General features: G+C 60.9%; 14 protein-coding genes. 3 read left to right on the top strand and 11 right to left on the bottom strand.

Translation table 11 applies throughout. From position 1 onward, the window contains the following. Nucleotides 1-23 precede the first annotated feature (23 nt). The 10 genes from LJ360_RS13340 to LJ360_RS13385 form a co-directional block, all read right to left on the bottom strand. Nucleotides 24-794, bottom strand: a complete 771-nt coding sequence (locus LJ360_RS13340; protein WP_264994236.1) for a VOC family protein — start codon at nucleotides 792-794, stop codon at nucleotides 24-26. A 133-nt stretch (nucleotides 795-927) separates the two neighbouring features. Beyond that, nucleotides 928-1521, bottom strand: coding sequence for an NTP transferase domain-containing protein (locus LJ360_RS13345; protein WP_264994237.1), 594 nt, complete (start codon nucleotides 1519-1521; stop codon nucleotides 928-930). 60 nt (nucleotides 1522-1581) lie between these two features. After that, nucleotides 1582-2580: an XdhC family protein gene (locus tag LJ360_RS13350; protein ID WP_264994238.1), complete on the bottom strand. Its 999-nt coding sequence runs from the start codon at nucleotides 2578-2580 to the stop codon at nucleotides 1582-1584. Between the two features lie 5 nt (nucleotides 2581-2585). Further along, entirely contained in the window at nucleotides 2586-4934 is a 2349-nt protein-coding gene (locus LJ360_RS13355; RefSeq protein WP_264994239.1) for a xanthine dehydrogenase family protein molybdopterin-binding subunit, read from the bottom strand. Further along, entirely contained in the window at nucleotides 4931-5395 is a 465-nt protein-coding gene (locus LJ360_RS13360) for a (2Fe-2S)-binding protein (protein ID WP_091848641.1), read from the bottom strand. Before LJ360_RS13360 ends, LJ360_RS13355 begins: the two co-directional genes overlap by 4 nt. 133 nt (nucleotides 5396-5528) lie before the next feature. Beyond that, nucleotides 5529-7637 (bottom strand): TonB-dependent receptor family protein, encoded by a 2109-nt coding sequence (locus LJ360_RS13365; RefSeq protein WP_264994240.1) that lies wholly within the window; start codon nucleotides 7635-7637, stop codon nucleotides 5529-5531. 88 nt (nucleotides 7638-7725) lie between these two features. After that, on the bottom strand, nucleotides 7726-9816 hold the full coding sequence (locus LJ360_RS13370; RefSeq protein WP_264994241.1) for a PQQ-dependent dehydrogenase, methanol/ethanol family: 2091 nt from the start codon (nucleotides 9814-9816) through the stop codon (nucleotides 7726-7728). A gap of 80 nt (nucleotides 9817-9896) precedes the next feature. Continuing rightward, nucleotides 9897-11381, bottom strand: a complete 1485-nt coding sequence (locus tag LJ360_RS13375; RefSeq protein WP_264994242.1) for an aldehyde dehydrogenase family protein — start codon at nucleotides 11379-11381, stop codon at nucleotides 9897-9899. A 320-nt stretch (nucleotides 11382-11701) separates the two neighbouring features. Continuing rightward, nucleotides 11702-13330, bottom strand: a complete 1629-nt coding sequence (locus LJ360_RS13380; RefSeq protein WP_264994243.1) for a flavin-containing monooxygenase — start codon at nucleotides 13328-13330, stop codon at nucleotides 11702-11704. A gap of 4 nt (nucleotides 13331-13334) precedes the next feature. Then, nucleotides 13335-14312: an alpha/beta hydrolase gene (locus tag LJ360_RS13385; RefSeq protein ID WP_264994244.1), complete on the bottom strand. Its 978-nt coding sequence runs from the start codon at nucleotides 14310-14312 to the stop codon at nucleotides 13335-13337. Nucleotides 14313-14566: 254 nt separating this feature from the next. Between LJ360_RS13385 and LJ360_RS13390 the strand changes: the two genes are divergently transcribed. The 3 genes from LJ360_RS13390 (at nucleotide 14567) to LJ360_RS13400 (ending at nucleotide 17281) form a co-directional block, all read left to right on the top strand. Next, nucleotides 14567-16519, top strand: coding sequence for a sigma-54-dependent Fis family transcriptional regulator (locus tag LJ360_RS13390; RefSeq protein WP_264994245.1), 1953 nt, complete (start codon nucleotides 14567-14569; stop codon nucleotides 16517-16519). Between the two features lie 84 nt (nucleotides 16520-16603). Then, nucleotides 16604-16735, top strand: a complete 132-nt coding sequence (locus LJ360_RS13395; RefSeq protein WP_264994246.1) for a hypothetical protein — start codon at nucleotides 16604-16606, stop codon at nucleotides 16733-16735. Nucleotides 16736-16813: 78 nt separating this feature from the next. Beyond that, nucleotides 16814-17281 (top strand): phosphoribosyltransferase, encoded by a 468-nt coding sequence (locus LJ360_RS13400; protein WP_413774367.1) that lies wholly within the window; start codon nucleotides 16814-16816, stop codon nucleotides 17279-17281. Between the two features lie 42 nt (nucleotides 17282-17323). On the opposite strand, the gene LJ360_RS13405 is transcribed toward LJ360_RS13400, so the two are convergent. Beyond that, entirely contained in the window at nucleotides 17324-18637 is a 1314-nt protein-coding gene (locus tag LJ360_RS13405; protein ID WP_264994247.1) for an erythromycin esterase family protein, read from the bottom strand. Between the last annotated feature and the right edge of the window lie 27 nt (nucleotides 18638-18664).

An 18664-nucleotide genomic window follows, 5' to 3' on the forward strand; every position in this document is an offset into this window, starting at 1 on the left:
CCGGCCGCAAGCAAGGTCACGAACTACCGCAACAGAATCTCCACACCGCACAGCTTGAGGCTGTGGCCGGTGTGATCGGCCCCCTGCTCGATGGAACGTGTCAGAATCGTCGCCGGGTCACCGACGGCCAGGTCGATCGCTGTCAGCCCGGCGGACTCCTGATGATCGCATTCTGCAAACGTCAATACAGCGTTAGGAGTCTCGATCACCGGGGTGCCGTCCCGGTCTTTCACGGGCATACCCAGAACGTTTGACCAGTGCCGTGCAAGGTGGGTCGGTCGCGTGTCGGAAAGGGTGACGCCGGTAATTCCGGACACCCGGTCGGTCATGGTGTGTTTGACCCAGTCCATACCTCCCGCTGGCTGCCAGTGACCCTGGGGGTCAGCCTGTTCGTCCCAGTCTACTTCCAGGAAGGCTGCGCCCATGTCCCGGGGGTGCAGTTGCATAAGGTTCCCGCTTTCGTGATCCGACTCCCAGGCTACCCGGACGTTATTTTCAGCAGCCCTGGCCCGCACGCCAGCTTGCTCTTCGAGTGAGGTGGCCTGGCAGATCACCATGTAGCCCCCAGGTCCACCCCGTCGCTCCAGAAAACGCCCGGCGGCGGTGCCTTCGCGGATGGGTGCCACCACTTCCAGGAACTGGCTGCCAAAGGCAAACAGGGCGTTTTCCAGCCCGAAGGTGGCTACCTCCGGATCCCGATGGCATACCGGTACGCCGAACAGGTTTTCAATCTGCTCGACAACCGGTTCAAGCTGTTCGGCCACCAGGCAAATCTGGCGGAGATAAATGGACATCGGAGGGCTCCTTACGACACAGGTTGGCGGACATGTCTGTTTGCGGCTTGCAGCACAGTATTAACAACTACGCCATTTCTGGCAATTTGCGTGCAAACCCACGGGCTGGACCGGCCGTTACTACGGCTGACCCTCACACAGCCCCGCTACCCTGCCAGGCTCCAAGCTGTTCCGGAGTATCAATATCCCGTTGTGCGTTGGGCATGGAACACTCCCGAACGGGGACCGTGGATTCGTAAAGCACCGCCTTGGCACCCTGGTCGCCACCCAGCTGCCCCAATCGTGGAAAGCTGCTGCGGGGAAAAACGGCAGGCACGCCCCGGCGGCCGCCGTATACGCCGCAGGCTATATTGTGACCGTCGAAAGCCTCCAACAGGGCGGCAAGGTCAGCCCTCGTCAGCGCCACCTGGTCCGCCAGCAGTACCAGGACCGCACGGTAGTCAGCGGTCAGGTTGTTGATTCCGGCCCGCAAGGATGCCGCCATGCCCTCGGACCAGTTAGTGGCGTGGATGAACTCCGCCCCACAGAGCCGCCCCTCGGCCTTCGCCGCCATCAGTTGCGGATGCCAGGCGCCGGTGACCACATGGACGTGGCCCGGTAACACGCCGGATGCCAGCTCAATACTGCGCTGCAGGAGGTTTCGGCCATCGATTTCCGCCAGCAGCTTGCACCCGCCAAAGCGAGAGCTGGCGCCGCCGGCCAGAATCAGCGCGGCGATATCAGCCACCGGGCGAGTCCTCGTTGAACCGTTCGGGGTGTGGCCGCACGTAAAACCCGACACAAAAGGTCATACCTCTGACAGGACCCGCCCCCGGCGAACCCGCAAGACGTCCGCCATGATCGCCAGGGCGATCTCCGCCGGGGTTTTGCTACCGATATCCAGGCCGATGGGCATATGAATGCGGCTGATCTCATCGGGCGCAAGGCCACCGGTGCGAGCCAGCCGCTCCGCCCGTGCCTGTGAGGTACGGCGGGAACCCATAACGCCGATATAGCAGGCGGAGGTTTTCACCGCCGCCATCATCGCGAGGTCGTCAATACGGGGGTCATGGGTGACGGCGACTACTGCCGTTGACGGGGTACAGGCCCCCGGCGAAGCAATGTAGAGCGACGGCAGCTGGGGTATGAACTCCACGGCATCGGGCAGGTTCATGCCATCGGTAACCTCGCTGCGGGGGTCACAAAGCACGACCTGGTAGCCCAGGGTGAGCGCAAAGCCGGCACAGGCCTCGGCCACGCTGGAGTAGCCAGCCAGTATCAGTTTAGCCACGGGCCCCACGCGGATTTGGACAACCTCCTCCCCCGGATACCACTGCACCTGGGGTCCGCTCGGGCCCGCCTCTGACAGGGAACGGTGCCCATCGGCAAGCCGTACCTGCCGGATCCGGTCGTGCTCACCGCCCAGCGCAGTTTTTATCTGTTCGAGATGTGCCACGTTCTCCTCGCTGGCGGCCATGCGCTCAACCAGCACTTCCAGAATTCCGCCGCAGGGCAGCTGTACCCGGGCAGCCCCGGGTTTGTTGCCCCCATCCTCCGGTCCGCCATAACGTACCACTACGGCCGGCTGCTGGTACTCGCCGGCCACCAACCGCTCCAGGAAATCTTCCTCCATACAGCCACCGGAGAGCGAGCCCAGGTGTTCGCCATTGGCATTGGCCACCATCAGCGAACCGGGCTCCCTCGGCGATGAACCAAAGGTAGACAGCACGGTGCATAACCACACCGTGCGGCCTTCCTTTAGCCAGGCCATGGCCTGGCCGACCACCCGATAATCCAGGTTCTGCATGATGGTCAGCCCAACTGATCCGCTACCGGTAACCGGCGGATACGTTTGCCGGTGGCCGCATAGATGGCGTTGCAGAGGGCCGGCGCTACCGGCGGCAAGCCAGGCTCACCCACACCCCCCATGGGGGCATCCTCGCCACCGTCCACCAGGTGCACATGCACTTCCCGGGGCGCGTTTTCCATGCGGGGGATTAGATAACGGTCAAAGTTATCCTGTTCGGCCTTGCCGTCCCGGAACGACACTTCGCTTTGAAGGGCAATACCAATGCCCATGACACAGGCACCTTCCATCTGCGAGCGCACCCGCTCCGGGTTAACCGCCCTGCCGCAATCGAAGGCAATGTCGGCCCGGTGGATGATCACCTCACCGGCGTCGTCCACCTCCACATCCATCACGATGGCGGTGTAGGACACAAAGCTGTGGTGCATGGCCAGGCCCAGCCCGCGCCGTTCACCCCGGTCCTTGTTATCCCAGTTCGCCTCGCGGGTTGCCCGCTCCACCACCGCTCTCATGCGGCCGATATCGATGGGATAGACCTCCGGGTTTTCCCCGTAGTTCCAGCCGTCCTTGAACTCAGACGGGTTGATTTTACGTGGCTCTCCCAGCAGCTCCAGCAGGTAGTCCCGGTGGTCCCTGCCCGCTGCCTCGGCCATTTCTGCAGCGAAGCTCTGGATCGCCCAGGCATGGGGCAGGTTATAGACCGCCCGGAACCAGCCGATGCGGGTATGTGCGGCAGCCTCAGGGTTTTCCAGGCGAATGGCCGGGATATCAAACGGCATGGTGTTGAAGCCCATGCCCAATTCGAAGTCCGCCTTGTGCTTCGGGTCTTCAGCGAACAGTGAGCCGATGCTGGGTGACAGCGTCCGGTGCAGCCAGCCGGTGGCCTTGCCGTCACTGTCCAGTGCCGCTTCCAGACGGTCTACAGACACGGCATGGAAATAGGCATGGTGGATGTCATCTTCCCGGGTCCACTGCACCCGCACCGGGCGGCCCTTGAACTGGCTGGCCAGCCTGGCCGCTTCAATCACGAAGTCGGGCTTTGACTTGCGCCCGAAGCCACCGCCAAGCAGGGTCTGGTGAACAGTGACCTTTTCCAGGTCGAGCCCCAGGGCGCCCGCGACACCCTGCCGGGTGGCTCGGGGATGCTGTACCGGCGCCCAGGCTTCTGCGGTGTCGCCATTGAACTGAACAATGGCCACCGGTGGCTCCATCGGAGCTTGGGCCATATGGGGCATATAGTAGGTAGCTGTGACGGTTTTGTTCGCTTCCTTCAGGGCTTTTTCAATATCTCCGGACTCGCGGACCACCTTGCCAGCGGATTCGGCCCGCTCCTCCAGCATCTGTCGGTAGTCGTTGGAGGTATACCGGGCGTTGTCCCCAGCGGGCTCCATGTTCCACTCGATTTCGAGGGCATCACGACCCTTGATTGCGGCCCAGGTATTCTCGGCGACAACCGCCACACCACCCAGGGGGCTGAACGCTGCCGGCATACCGGTGCCTTCCAGGGTGATCGTTTTTACCACACCACGAACGCCCAGGGTGGCGCTGTCGTCCACGCTCTTGATGGTTGCCCCCAGCACGGGCGGCCGTGCAATCACCGCATACAGCATGTTGTCCATCTGCACGTCGGCACCGAAGCGGGCCTTGCCGGTCACCACGTCCTCTCCATCGATGGCGGGCGGACGAGTATCGCGGTTAGTCAGGTCACCATTGACCAGACCGGTTTCCCGGCCGATATAGCGCAACTGGCTATCGGGTTTCAGTGTCAACTGGTCGCGATCAGGAACCTCCAGTTCACGGGCAGCCGCCGCCAGTTCGCCAAAGCCCAGGCTGCGGTCGCTGTTCTTGTGGACCACTTCATGTACACGGGTTTCCACCTCGTCAACCGGCACGCCCCACTGATCGGCAGCAGCCTGTTCCAGCATGAGGCGGGCACCGGCGGCAGCACGACGCATGGGCTCATACCAGTGGCGCATACTGCGGGAGCCGTCGGTGTTCTGGTTGCCGTACTTGTCCTGGTTTGCATCAGCCTGCTCTACCTTGACCCGATCCCAGTCGGCGCCAAGCTCATCGGCGGCCACCAGCGCCAGGCTGGTACGAATGCCCTGCCCCATCTCGGCCCGGTGATTGGTGATGGTGACTGTGCCGTCCGCATCGATACGAATGAACACATTGGGGTTATCAACCCAACCGCCCGGCATGGCGGCGGCACCATACTTTACCTCGGCTGCGTCAGCGGCGGTGGCCAGGCCCCAGCGGGCAGCCATGACAAAGGCACTACCGGCGGCAAGCCCGCGCAGAAAGTGGCGCCGGCTCACGTTGGCCAGCATGACCGAATTGCCTATCCTGCTCATGACTTGTCCTCCATGCCTGCCGCCCGTGCAACCGCTGCTTCGATACGGTTGTAGGTGCCGCATCGGCAGAGGTTGCCGTTCATGGCATCACGGATCTCGGCACCGTCCGGGTTGCTGTTCTCTTTGAGGAGCGCCGTTGCCGTCATGATCTGCCCCCCCTGGCAATAGCCACACTGGGCCACGCCCAGTTCCAGCCAGGCCTGCTGTACCCGCTGACCAACGTCGTCATCGGCCATGGCCTCTATGGTGGTCACAGCCTTGCCTTCTGCGCTTGCAACCGGGGTCACGCAGGAGCGGGTGGCCTCGCCATCAAGGTGCACCGTGCAGGCGCCGCACTGGGCAATGCCGCACCCGAACTTGGTGCCGGTAAGCTTGACGACATCCCTGAGTGCCCAAAGCAGGGGCATATCGCCGGGCACGTCGAGTTCGTGCTCCTGCCCGTTTATTGTCAGGTTGATCATGGTGCTCTCCCTCATCCTGTTATTGTGTGGCCCGTCGCAGCGCGGAGGCCCTCTCCGGCGCTTGAGACGCCGGCGTTATGTCCTGGCGGGTGCCAGCCCGCAATTCGTTCAACACAGTGTGGTTACGAACCGGTCAGAAGGCCAGTTCAACACCACCATGAAAAGTCAGCCCGGGTGCCGGTTCATAGTACCGGCCACCATTGGCGTTGATACGCACGTTGGCGTAGTACTCTTCTTCAAGAAGGTTACGGATGCCGGCATGGACCTTCAGTGTGCGGTCACCCCCCAGCTGCCAGCCTGTACCAGCCCGCAGGTTCATGACCCAGCTACTGTCGACTTCCACGGTGTTGGCGTTGTCGGCGTAGAAATCGCCGGAATACAGTCCTTCAATGCTGGCAAAGGTGTCACCCAGGCCTGACCAGGTCAGTCGGTTGTTCCACTGGTGGCGTGGCAGGCCCGGCATTCTCAGGCCACTGAAATCGCTGGTTTCGGTCTCGAAGTCCTCGAACCGGTAGCTGGCCATGGTGAGCGCACTGTGCCAGCGCCACGCCGGGGTCATGTACCAGTCCAGGGCCAGTTCGGCACCCTGGCGGGACGTCTGCCCGGCGTTCTGATAGTAGGTCCGGCCGTCAATCGCTTCGAACGGAAGCAGCTCATCGTCTACGTCGATGCGGAACACGCTGAGGTCATACTCGATACCCATCGAAAGGTAACCCCGCAATCCCAGCTCCCGGCTGATCGCCCTCTGCGGCTCCACGTCACTATTGAACCCACCCTGCCCGTCAGGTCGCGCAAACTCGGTAAACGTGGGGGTTTCAAAGGCGGTGGCAACGTTGGCATAAAGCGAATGGGCTGAGCTCAGGCGATAAAGCGCCCCGAGACTGCCGTTCCATTCCCGGAAGGTGCGGCTGCCGCTGTTGTCGACTCCGTCGGCCAGGAAACGATCATCGATAGACAGACGGACCCAGTCGTGGCGTACCCCAGCGCTAACGGTGAGACGATCATTCAGGTCCATGTCAGCCAGCGCGAACACGCCGGTCGCGGTGGCGTCCTGCTGCTCATCGCCGGTACGGGCGGTGATTTCCCGGTCGGTGTTCACGGCAAACCGCGAACGGTCATCTTCCTGCCGGCCCACTTCGGTGCCCACCATAACCGTGGTGGGAAGGTCCCAAAGCTGCAGCCCCCGCCGGTAGTCCGCACCGCCACCGTAATAGAAGCGGTCGTAACGAATCCGACTGCTGCCCGGGAACGGCAGTTGCTGCTCAAAATCCCGCCAGCTGGCAAAAGCCCTCAGGTTGAGGTCGCCACCGCCGAGGTTCCGGTCCTGGTAATGGAGCCCCACCAGCTGCTGCTCCACCTCCTGGCCGGCGTCCAGCAGGTCCGACATGGGCGCAGCCTGGTCCCGGTCCTCCTCGACTTCTTCCAGGGTCAGGCCACCGGGGTCTTCCGCCAGTGGCATGTCCAGTACGTTGACCAGGGCCGACAGTGTGCGGTCCTCGTCGATCTGATAGCCAACCTGTCCGTTAAACAGGCGCTTCTCGACCTCGCTCTGGTCCCGCTGACCCTCGAAATCCAGTGCCGAAAAACTCAGATTATGCCGCCAGCGGCCATTCTCGCCGCCAAGACTCGCCGACAGCTTGCGGTATCCGTCGCTGCCGCCTTGCAGGCCAATGTCCGCTCGGTCACGGCGCTGACTGCCATCCGCTGTGGTGACGTCGATGACACCGCCAGCGGCGTTGCCATAAAGGACCGAGGCCGGCCCCCGGATAACTTCAATGCGCTCGGCACTGTCCAGGTCAATGGCGTCAACCTGGGCCTGCCCATCGGGCAAGGTATAGGGAATACCATCCACACGGACGTGAATGCCACGTATGCCGAAGGGTGCGCGCGCGCCAAAGCCACGACTGGCGATACGCTGGCCCTGGGCGAAGTTGTTGTGATTCTGGAGAAACAGGCCGGGAACGATAACAAGGCTCTCATCCAGTTGGAGTCCCTGCTGGCCCTGCTGGATCTGGTCCCGGGTAACCGCCGAGACGGCGGCAGGAGTATCCTGGAGTGAACGGGACATGCGTGGAGCTGTTACCAGGATGGCCGGTCGGTTCTGACCTGTGGTGGCTGTTGTCGCCTGGCCTTCCGGCACGGCTTGCTGGGCAATGGCCAGCCCCGGAAAGACCACTCCGGCCCCGATCAGGAAAAATGCACGCAGGTCGTTTTTTATTATCAGACGGCTTTTTATTGTCATGGAGTCATCCAGGTCATGTAAATCTGGCTGGGAAATGAGGCTTTCCCCGGGAGCAGGCCCCGGGGAAAGCCACGGTCTGCTAACCGGACTACTGGCTGGCGCGGATGGTGTCCGCGGTACCCATGATAAACGCCCGGATCTTGTCAACGTCCTCCTGGGTCAACCGGTCAGAGAAGTCCGGCATTCCACGGCTGGCCAGGGCACCCTCAAGCACGAAGGATTCCAGGTTACGGATCACTTCCGGGCTGGAGTAGCCCAGGTTAGGCAGCGCGCCTCCACGGTCAACACCAGGAACACCGTGGCAGACAACGCAGTTGGTGATGAACAGGGCTGTACCTTCCTCGGCGAGCTCCGGATCATACTCGACACCCGATACCAGGCTGGTCCGCTGGTTTTCACTGTGCGCTGGTGCCTCGGCGGTACCGGTCAGAGAGTAGGTATAGACCGTTCCGGGAATGGTCCGCTCGGTGGCTCTCTGGACCAACCCGTAGGCTCCACCCCAGCCGGCCGCGATGGAAACAAACTGCTTGCCATCAACCTCGTAGGTGACCGGTGCTGCCACAATGCCAGTGCCCACCAGGGTATCCCAGAGCTGTTCGCCGGTTTGTGCGTTAAACGCCATCAGCCGCGCGTCCGCTGTACCCTGGAAGACCAGGTTACCAGCGGTCGTCATGGTCCCGCCGTTCCACGGCGAGATATGATCATGGCGCCAGGCTTCTTCCTGGTTCACGGGATCCCAGGCGACCAGGCGGCCAAAGGGCTCGCTGCCGGGTGCTGTCGGGTTCAGGTACATACCGGTATTCCAGCCTGTGCTGCCCTGGAAAACTCCCGGTTCATCGGAATTGTAGGTCCACTCAGGCATGTCCTGCAGGGCGACCGGTATATTCTGCGCGGGGATGTAGGCAAGCCGGGTGTCAGGACTGTAAGACATCGAGTGCCAGTTATGTGCCCCATAAGGCCCCGGAATCGAGTCGTAAGGCTCGTCCGTTGAGCGAGCTTCCGGGTTTTCGATGGGGCGACCGGATTCGTCATAGCCGGTCGCCCAGTTCACGTCCACGAAATTCTCGGCAGACAGGAACTCACCCGTCTTACGGTCGACAACATAGAAGAACCCGTTCTTCGGCGCGTGCAACAGCACCTTGCGGGTTTCGCCGTCCACGGGAAGGTCAGCGAGGATGATGTCCTGTGTCGACGTATAGTCCCAGTTATCCGCCGGCGTTTCCTGGTAGTGCCACTGGTACTCGCCTGTATCCGGGTCCAGCGCTACGATTGAAGCCAGGAACAAGTTGTCGCCACCGGCCGGACTGCGGTGGTGGTGCGACCAGGGTGTACCGTTACCGGTACCGATATACATCAGGTCAAGCTCGGGGTCGAAAACGATGCTGTCCCATACGGTGCCACCACCGCCGTTTTCCCAGTATTTGGCACTGGGATCCCAGGTCTTGGCAGCCATTTCCATGGCTTCGTTCTCGAAGGGCTCGTCCGGGTTACCCGGGACGGTGTACCAGCGCCAGGCTTCTTCACCTGTTTCGGCATCATAGGCAGTGATATAGCCCCTGACACCGTATTCAGCCCCGCCATTACCGATAATCACCTTGCCTTTGAACACTCGCGGCGCACCGGTGATGGTGTATGGCTTTTCACGATCCTCGATGGTGTCAACTTCCCACACCACTTCGCCGGACGCCGCGTCCAGGGCGATCAGGCGGCCGTCAAATGCGCCGAAATATACCCGGTCGCCGCTGACGGCGACACCACGGTTACCCACGTCGCAACAGCCTTTTTCACCGTAGGATTTCGGCACTTTCGGATCGTAGGTCCAGAGGTTCTTCCCGGTTTTTGCGTCCACCGCGTGGACAATACTCCAGGGGGCGGTGACATACATGACTTCGTCAACAACCACGGGCGTCGATTCAACACCCCGGGTGGACTGGAGGTTGTAGGTCCATTCCAGCTTCAGGTCCTTGACGTTATCAGTATTGATCTGGGCCAGCGGGCTGTATCGTTGCTCCCAGTAGTCGAAACCATGGGCAGGCCAGTTTTTACCGGTTTCACGGTTTTCAGCAATGGCTCGGTGATTGTCGTCCACATATTTAGCGTCATCAGCCATGGCGTGGCTGGCGACAATGGCTCCCAGCAGACATCCGGACAGCAGGGTTATGCTTTGTTTCTTGATCATGAGAAAGTCCTGTTACTTGTTTTTATGGGGGCAGCGGCTATTTGCCGGCCCAGACTCTCAGAAGTCGTTCTGAAGGGTCTTCAGCAAAGGATCACCACCGACTTCTCCTCGGTGTAATGGGCAACCAGGCTGTCACTCAGCTCACGGCCAGTGCCTGATTGCTTGAAGCCACCAAAGGGCATGCAAGGATCAATCAGGTGGTGCCCGTTAACCCATACCGAGCCGGCATCGATCTCGGGAATCAGCCGATTGACCTGTGACAGATCGTTGGAGAAGATACTGGCGGCCAGGCCGTAGCAGTTGTCGTTCGCCAGTCTGACCAGTTCCTGGTTGTCACTGAATTTCTGGACCACCACGACCGGCCCGAAGATTTCTTCCTGCACACAACGGCTGCCCTGGGCCAGTCCGGTAATGACGGTGGGTTCTACGAAATACCCCTGGTCCAGTCCCTTGCCACCACCAATCTCGATCTTGCCCCCGTCGGAACGGGCTTGTTCGATGTAACCGAGAACACGCTGCTGCTGCTTGGCCGATACCAGCGGACCAATCATGGTGGTCTCATCCATTCCCGAGCCGAGGGTCAGCGCCTTGGCCTGGTCCACCAGCTTGCCCACAAAGGCATCGTGGATACTCTCGTGTACGTAGATACGCGAGCCTGCGGTACAGGCCTGGCCCTGGTTGAAGAAGATGGCCTGTGCGGCGCCCGCGGCCGCCATGTCGAGATCGGCATCCGGCAAAACCATAACGGGTGACTTTCCACCCAGCTCCAGGGTGGTACGGGTCATATTCTCCATGGCGGCCCGGCCCACCTGCTTGCCAACTGCAGTGGAGCCAGTAAAGGCAATCTTGTTGATGCCGGGATGTCCTGACAGGGCGGCGCCTGCTTCATAGCCGAGCCCCGGAACCACGTTCAGGGTGCCGGGCGGAAAGCCAACCTCGTTGACTACTTCCGCCAGCAGCAGTGCGGTGAGGGGCGTATCTTCTGCTGGTTTGAGAACCACGGTGCAGCCCGCCGCCAGGGCAGGTGCCACCTTCCAGGCGGTCATCAGCAAAGGGAAGTTCCAGGGAACGATGGCACCGACCACCCCGACAGGCTCCCGGCGGGTGTATGCCACAATCTGTGCCTCATCCGGGACCGGGGGCAAGGTGGGGGTCATGGAGCGGCCATCTATCTTGGTAGCCCAGCCAGCGGTATAGCGGATAAAGGACACCACACTGGCCACATCCATGGCCTTGGCCACGGTCACTGGCTTCCCGTTATCCAGCGTTTCAATAACGGCGAAGTCATCGGCGCGGGCTTCTATCGCATCCGCAAGGTCCAGTAGCAGCTTCTCGCGAACAGCCGGGCGTGCCTTGCGCCAGGTGCCAAAGGCTTCCCTGGCAGCGTTTACCGCACGGTCAATATCTTCAGCACCACCGGACGCCACGCGGGCAATTCGATCAGTGGTTGCCGGGTTGAATACGTCCAGCGAGTTGCCGCTTACCGCGTCCACCGGTTTGCCGCCAATAAAAAGCTTGTGCTCTTTATCCAGCCAGGCCCTTACCGAATCGGAAATCTGGGTCATAGCATTACCTTTTCATCGTTGTTGTCATTGTTGGTGCTCAGGCCACGAAACAGCCCGTCTTGATCTGTATCAAGAGTCATGCCAGCAACGGATATATCAAGGAAGGCTTGGTAGTCATGTGGTTAGGGGCAACCTGGCAATAATGCCACTGGCGGAGCCTGTGTCAGAGTGCGACAGGTGTCGCAAAATCGGACAATCTGGACAGGGAAATCCGGCTTGCCGGCAGGTGGACCCGGAGGGAAAGTTTGCAGGTTGGCCTGGCCTGGCAGACACCCTCACAGGAACCGGTATCTGCCAGGCCAGGCACGGGTTACGGCAACTTACGTCAATTCGAAGCCGTGGTAGTTGGCCACGCGCACACCCGTGATGATCTGGGCGTAGGTATCCACCCCGCCCACGAAGGGCATGAATACCCGCTCCTTGCCAGGAATATTCGCGCCCATATACCAGGAGTTGGCCTGTGGCATCAGTGTCAGGTTGGCGAGGTCGTTGGTGGTATGGACCCAGTTTTCCTCTGCGTCAGCGGCCGGTTCGATCCGGGTCTGCCCCGAGGCGTTCAGGTCGCTGAGGGCCTGGCTTATCCAGTCCACGTGATCCTCTATGGATACCATCATGTTGGAAAGTACCGATGGGCTCTGGGGGCCGGTGACCATGAACAGGTTCGGGAACCCATGGCTCATCAGGCCGAGATAGGTTCGCGGTCCATGGTTCCACTTCTCGCGCAGCGTTTGGGTACCGTTGCGGATGTCCATACTGTTCAATGCCCCGGTCATCGCATCAAAGCCTGTCGCGAAGATGATGACATCGAACTCGATCTCCCGACTGCCCACACGGATCCCGGTTTCCGTGATGCGCTTCAGTGGTTCGGTTTGAAGATCAACGAGATCGACGTTGTCCCGGTTGTAGGTCTCGAAGTAACCGGTATCGACACACATCCGCTTGCTGGCAATGGGGTAACTCGTGGGGCACAACAGCTCCGCCGTTTGCGGGTCTTTCACCTTCTCCCGGATCCTGTTGCGGACATAGTCCGCCACAAACTCATTCGCCACGGGCTCAAACAAGACATCCTCGAAGCCAAAACTGAACCCCAGGCCACCACGGGCCCATCGTTTGTCCAGGTCTTCCCGTGCCTGTTCCGGGGAAACATCGGCGAACATCACGTTACCCGGAGGCTGGTTGAAGCCGACCGTGGTCTCGCGACCGAGGCGCCGGATTTCATCGTAGTTGGCCTTGATTTCGGCGTCTCGCTGGTCAGAGATACGGGTGTTGTGAGCAGGCACCGCGAATGTCGGCGTTCGCTGAAAGACGGTCAGGTGACCAACTTCCGGTGCGATTGTGGTGATGGTCTGTATACCCGACGACCCGGTACCAATCACAGCGACCCTCTTGCCCGACAGATCGACACCCTCACGGGGGTACCGGGAGGTCCAGTACATCTCTCCCCTGAAGTCTTCCATACCCTCGAACGTCGGTTCAGAAGGCCTGGACAGGCATCCAGTCGCGGCGATGACGTATCGGGCAGTGGTGGACTTTCCGTCCGATGTGCTCACCGTCCAGCTCCGCGCGTCGTCATCCCATGCCAGTTTATTGACCCGGGTCGAGAAGCTGATGTCCCTGGCCAGATCGTAACGGTCGCAGACATGGCGGGCGTATTCCAACAGCTCGGGCTGGGGCGCATACCGCTCCTTCCAGCGCCACTCCTGCTGCAGGGCGTCATCGAACGAATACGAGTACTCCATCGACTCGATGTCCACCCGCGCGCCCGGGTAACGGTTCCAGTACCAGGTACCGCCGACGTCGTCCCCGGTTTCAAAGATATGCGCACTCATCCCCATCTGACGGAGCTTGTGCAACTGATACATACCGGCGAACCCCGCGCCGATGATTACCACGTCGTAGTCGACGCCTCCAGGCTTGTTATGCCGATCAGGTGCTGCCGATGTTGTCATGACCCTAACCCTCCGCAAGCTTGTTCAGGTGGGCATTGATCCGCTCACTGACATAGTCAACGCCAACGTCAAACCCGGGCAGAATGTTTGCCATCTGGAAAAATGCGTGCATCTGGCCCTCGGCGATGCTCACTTCCACCTCGACGCCTGCCTCGTTCAAGGCGCTCGCGTACTCGGCACCCTCATCGTGGAGAGGATCGCATTCGGCAAGGTAAACCAGCGCCGGCGGCAGGCCGGATAAGTCCTTCGCACGCAGTGGCGACGCATCGGGGTGGGTCCGGTCTCCGGTGGGCAGGTAGTGGTCCCAGAACCAGATCATCGTATCGCGATTGAGTAGCAACTGATTCTCGGGGGCGACATAGGACGGCCGGTCAAAGTCACAGTCAGTGACCGGATACACAAGGACCTGGTAGTCGATGTGCGGGCCGCCTGCATCCCGGGCTCGCAAGGTCATCACGGCCGCGATATTGCCGCCTGCGCTGTCCCCGGCGACGATCAGTGGCACATCCGAACCGGCGAGGTCCCGCTTGTGCTCTGCAGCCCACTCCAGTCCGGCGAGGCTGTCCTCGATAGCGGTCGGAAACCGGTATTCCGGAGCCTTGCGGTAATTCACCAGTACGACCACGGACTGTGTCTTGACACACAGCTGACGAGCCAGGTTGTCGTACTGAAGATCGATGTCGCCAATGACCCAACCTCCACCGTGGAAATAGACGATGACCGACTTTGCCACGCCCTCGGGCTTCATGACCCGCATCCGGATTTCGTCACCGTCACGGGTCGCAAGCCTGAATGCCTCAACCGCACCGACCTCCGGCCCCTTTCCGCTCATGCCGGCCAGTATCGGGCCACTCATGCGCGCGACCGCAGGTGTGCTCTCGTGGATTGCCGGGGCGCCAGGTTTGGCGAGGGCCTCAAGGAACATCTGTGATGCCTGGTCAATAGCCATACCAGCGAACCTCCCCGGCACGGTGTGCGCCATTGAACGATTTCCTGGAACTCTGAGTCATAGCGTTTCCCTTTCACATTTGTTGTCATTGTTGGTGTGCAGGCTGAAACAGCCCGTCCAGATGCTCATCAAGAGCCGTGCCAACCAGGGGAGATATCAAGGAAAGCTTGGTGGACATGTGGTTAGCAGAAACTTTGCTAATATTAAGCAGGCATCGCCTGTGTCAGAGTGAGACAGGTGTTGCAGAATCAGACAACAAGAACAAGACCCCTACAGGAGTACACGGGATGTTTCGGACAGTCCTCCGTACACCGGAAGTCATCAAGCAGGCCTACCTCCAGGCAGAGCGGGGCCATGTTTCCACCGATTTACTCGATGCCAGTATTGGCCAGTCCTGGCTCAGATGCCTGGAATCCGGTTTACGGGTAGGTTCCGAGCCGGAGTTACCTCAGATGGCCAGCGGGGAACTGAGGCATGAACTTGGCCGCAACCAGCGTTTTCTCAAGCTTTCGTCACCACTGGCAGAGCGACTTTCCAGCAATCTGAACGACTGCCAGGTGATCCTGGCGTCCCCCGATGCGACGATCCTTAAACGGTTAGGGCCACACCAGGACTTCATGGCGGACGTCACCATGGATCCCGGCACACTGATGCCCGAGTCCCTGGCCGGCACAAACGCCCCCGGGCTCTGTCTGATTGAGCGCAAACCGGTGCTGGTGAATTCGTGTGAGCACCTGTTGTACCCGGAGGTGACCGTCGGGTGTGTTGCTGCGCCACTGTTCGATCTGCACGGTGACGTGCTGGGGCTAATCGACTTTACCTTTGCGGCCAATCACCCACGACCGGACCAGTTCCTTGACCATGCAAACTGGTTCTCGGCGGCTTTCGAGCACCAGTTGTTCCTGGACAGCTACCGTGATCACTGGATCCTGCAGGTGCAGGCCCTGTCCACCTGGTCACAACAGGAGCCCTCGGGCCTCCTTGCCTTTAACGAAGACGGCTCATTGATTGCCGCCAGCTCACACGCACTCAAGACCTTCGTAACGACCGAGACAGGGCTGGTCGGGTGCCCGGTAGAGTCGATTTTCGGGGTGTCCTGGGGCGCCCTGGTGGACCATTGCAGGAAATATCCCGGCGTACTGAGCCTGGAAAAGACAGGGCGTCAGATGATCGGTCGGTTGTCGCCACCGTCGAACTGGCGTGCGGTCACCTCGCTTCCAATACGCAAACCCGGGAAACTATCGGCAACGGACGCATTGATCCGGTCCTGGCCGAGCGAACTGGCCACGGAAGCCCGGCGGGCGGTACGGGCCCTGGAAGCCGGAATGCCGGTGCTGTTGCAGGGCGATACCGGCACCGGCAAGGAACAGTTTGCAAAGGCCCTCCATACCGACACCGAATCCGCTGGCCCCTTCGTGGCCATCAATTGCGCTGCCCTACCGGAGGGAGTCATCGAGGGTGAGCTGTTCGGTTATCGCGACGGAGCGTTCACCGGCGCCCGCAAGGGCGGTTACAACGGCCGTTTCCTGCAGGCCCAGGGTGGCACCCTGTTGCTGGATGAAATTGGCGATATGCCCCTGGATTTACAAGCCCGGCTGCTGCGGGTTATCCAGGAACGAGCCGTCACACCCCTCGGCGGCCACGAAGAGCTGCCGATCGATTGTCGCATCGTAGCGGCAAGCCTCCACGACCTGGAAGAACTTGTCGACCAGGGACGTTTTCGGGAGGACCTCTATTTCCGGCTGGCCGCGGTAGTGGTCGAACTGCCGGCGCTTCACCAGCAAGCCGATCTGCCGCAAGCCGTCGACCGCCTCTGGCACGACGTCTGTGCACGCCACGGCAGCTCCGCCGAACTTGATCCGGAACTGTTGGAACAGCTGGCGGGATACCATTGGCCCGGCAACTGGCGAGAGCTGGAAAACTGCCTGGAAGCCCTGCTGGTCGGGGCGCAGCCTGGCGTTGAGTATCTGACCACCGCAGACCTCCCGATACGCTGGCGCCGGAAATTCCAGCAGCACGCCCTGGTGCCAGCTCGCGCAGACACCAGGCTTGCCACCCCCGAACAACAGCCACGAAACCTCAAAGACCTGGAATGGGAACACATGCAGCGAACCCTGCAAGCCTGCAATGGCAACTACTCTGCTGCCGCCAAAACCCTGGGGGTGAGCCGTTCCACGCTTTACCGGCGCCTGAACAAGGAGCCTGCAAGCAGCCCCGGACAATACAAGACGTCCTGTTGATACTGGTCATGGACAATTGTCAGGAGAGCTGGACTGGACTTAAATAAACTAAGGTGTGACGGGCAGACCATAAGGACAGACACCATGGCCGGATCATCATTCAGGGACCGGGTTGAGGCTGGTCAGGCGCTGGCACAGAAACTCCGGGAATCTTCGATACCACCCGATGCCGTGGTGCTGGGACTGCCCCGGGGTGGGGTTCCGGTTGCCTGGTAAATCGCCAGGGAACTGGGGCTGGAGCTCGACATCATCAATCTCCGCAAGCTCGGCCTGCCGGGGCAGCCTGAACTGGCCATGGGCGCCATCGCCGAAGATGGAACCCGCTATCTGAACACCTTGCTGGTCGACCGGCTGCACATCCCGCAGGAGGCAATTGAGCGGGTCGAGGCCGAGGAAAAGGCCGTTATGGCCGTCCGCACCCGGCTGTTCCGGGAGGTGCGACCGCAGGCCGACGTCACCGGCCGCACGGTGATACTGGTGGATGACGGTGTTGCCACCGGTGCCACCATGGAGCTGGCAGTCCAGGTGCTGAGAAAACGCGGTGCCGACTGGATTATCGTTGCTGTACCGGTCGGTCCACCGGGCACCATCGAACGCTTCTCTGAGGTCGCCGACCAGTGTGTCTGCCTGCTGGAACCCCCGCGCTTCAGTTCAGTGGGCCTCTGGTACCTCGATTTTAACCAGGTGTCCGAGGACGAAGTCATTCAAGCCCTGAAGGCGTCTATGGCAGACCTCCGGGGTCGGAACCCAGAAGGGACGTAACCGGCCATCGTGCAAGCTCCCTGCCCCTGTTGATAGCCGGCATCAAAGGCCGAACGGATAGGTATCCGGCACTCCCTGCAGGGTCTGCGCTTTCAGCGGCGTCACCGCCCGTGTTTCATTGAACCAGATGTACTCGTCAAACTGCTGCGGCAGGCTGGCGTGGTAGTAATGGCTGTGCCGCTCCGTTTCGGGCCGATAGATCACCCCGATGGCCCGCTGCAGGCGCTTCGGGCGAAGCAGGTGCAGTAATTCCCCATCACCATGTCTGAGTGGCACCAGCGCCCGTTCAACGCCACTGCCATGGAAGGCCAGCTCATAACTGTCGGCAAGTGGGGGATTGACCGATTTGACCTCCGCCTCGCCGCCCCAGTCGGATGCTGCCATCACCGTACCCTGGTGGGTGCCGAAGCCAATGCTGAACAGGTCGTCGCCATAACGTGCCCGGGCCAGTCGGCCAATGTTGTATTCACCCCTGCGCCCCATGTCGGTGGCGTCACTGTCACCGACATGGGAGTTGTGGGCCCAGACAATGCCGCGACTGTTCTCACCGTAATGTTCCAGCAGCCGTTCCAGGGTGGAGAACATATGGGTATCCCGCAGGTTCCAGGCATTGGCATCACTGAAGAACATGGTGCGATAGTATTCTTCGGCGCTGGCTACGAGGTTGGCATTCTGCAGGGCATCGAAGAGCGATTCACCATCGTGTCTGGCAAGCTCACGACGATGCTGGTAAAGGTTTGCCAGGGTGGCAAGGATATCGTCCTCACAACTGCGGAAACGGGGGTTCAATGCAGTTCTTGCGTAGTTGACCGGGTCATCCCGGTACGGCAGCAAACACTGGTAGCTGGCAAGGGCCTGCTTCGCCAGGTCCGGCTCATGGCGACGAAGGTAGGCCAGCACTTCGTCCAGGGACAGGTACAGGCTGTACAGGTCCAGCCCGTGGAACCCTACCCGGCCGGATTCCGGGCGGTCCAGGTTCCAGCGCCGAAGCCAGTCCACGAACAGTCGTACCTCGTCATTACGCCACATCCAGGTGGGGAAGCGGGCAAACGCCGTCCACTCCGATGAAGGGGTACGTCGGTCACGCACATAATGATCCACCCGCGAGGCGTCCGGCCAGTCGCCTTCAATAGCCACAAAGTCAAAGTGCAGGCGTTCGATCAGTTGGCGGGTGATTCGCGCCCGGGCTGCATAGAACTCGGACGTTCCATGGGACGCCTCGCCGATCATTACCACCCGGGCATTTCCGATGCGTCGCATCAGGCCATCCATGGGCATATCCTGGAGCGTATCAAAGGGAATCGCGACCTGGGACAGCCGCTTTGAAATGGACGTGATTGCCGAGCTTGCGTGCATGCTTTTCATCCCCCGCTGAAAGAATCC

It is taken from the genome of Marinobacter sp. AN1 (genome assembly GCF_026013985.1).
In the GTDB taxonomy this organism is placed as follows: Bacteria; Pseudomonadota; Gammaproteobacteria; order Pseudomonadales; family Oleiphilaceae; genus Marinobacter; species Marinobacter segnicrescens.

Excerpts from the sequence above, each read along its gene's own strand:
- LJ360_RS13405 (WP_264994247.1), bottom strand. The coding sequence starts at position 18,637 with ATGCACGCAAGCTCGGCAATCACGTCCATTTCAAAGCGGCTGTCCCAG.
- LJ360_RS13350 (WP_264994238.1), bottom strand. The coding sequence starts at position 2,580 with ATGCAGAACCTGGATTATCGGGTGGTCGGCCAGGCCATGGCCTGGCTA.
- LJ360_RS13340 (WP_264994236.1), bottom strand. The coding sequence starts at position 794 with ATGTCCATTTATCTCCGCCAGATTTGCCTGGTGGCCGAACAGCTTGAA.
- LJ360_RS13400 (WP_413774367.1), top strand. The coding sequence starts at position 16,814 with ATGGGCGCCATCGCCGAAGATGGAACCCGCTATCTGAACACCTTGCTG.
- LJ360_RS13360 (WP_091848641.1), bottom strand. The coding sequence starts at position 5,395 with ATGATCAACCTGACAATAAACGGGCAGGAGCACGAACTCGACGTGCCC.
- LJ360_RS13380 (WP_264994243.1), bottom strand. The coding sequence starts at position 13,330 with ATGACAACATCGGCAGCACCTGATCGGCATAACAAGCCTGGAGGCGTC.
- LJ360_RS13395 (WP_264994246.1), top strand. The coding sequence starts at position 16,604 with ATGGCCGGATCATCATTCAGGGACCGGGTTGAGGCTGGTCAGGCGCTG.
- LJ360_RS13385 (WP_264994244.1), bottom strand. The coding sequence starts at position 14,312 with ATGGCGCACACCGTGCCGGGGAGGTTCGCTGGTATGGCTATTGACCAG.
- LJ360_RS13355 (WP_264994239.1), bottom strand. The coding sequence starts at position 4,934 with ATGAGCAGGATAGGCAATTCGGTCATGCTGGCCAACGTGAGCCGGCGC.
- LJ360_RS13375 (WP_264994242.1), bottom strand. The coding sequence starts at position 11,381 with ATGACCCAGATTTCCGATTCGGTAAGGGCCTGGCTGGATAAAGAGCAC.
- LJ360_RS13365 (WP_264994240.1), bottom strand. The coding sequence starts at position 7,637 with ATGACAATAAAAAGCCGTCTGATAATAAAAAACGACCTGCGTGCATTT.
- LJ360_RS13390 (WP_264994245.1), top strand. The coding sequence starts at position 14,567 with ATGTTTCGGACAGTCCTCCGTACACCGGAAGTCATCAAGCAGGCCTAC.
- LJ360_RS13370 (WP_264994241.1), bottom strand. The coding sequence starts at position 9,816 with ATGATCAAGAAACAAAGCATAACCCTGCTGTCCGGATGTCTGCTGGGA.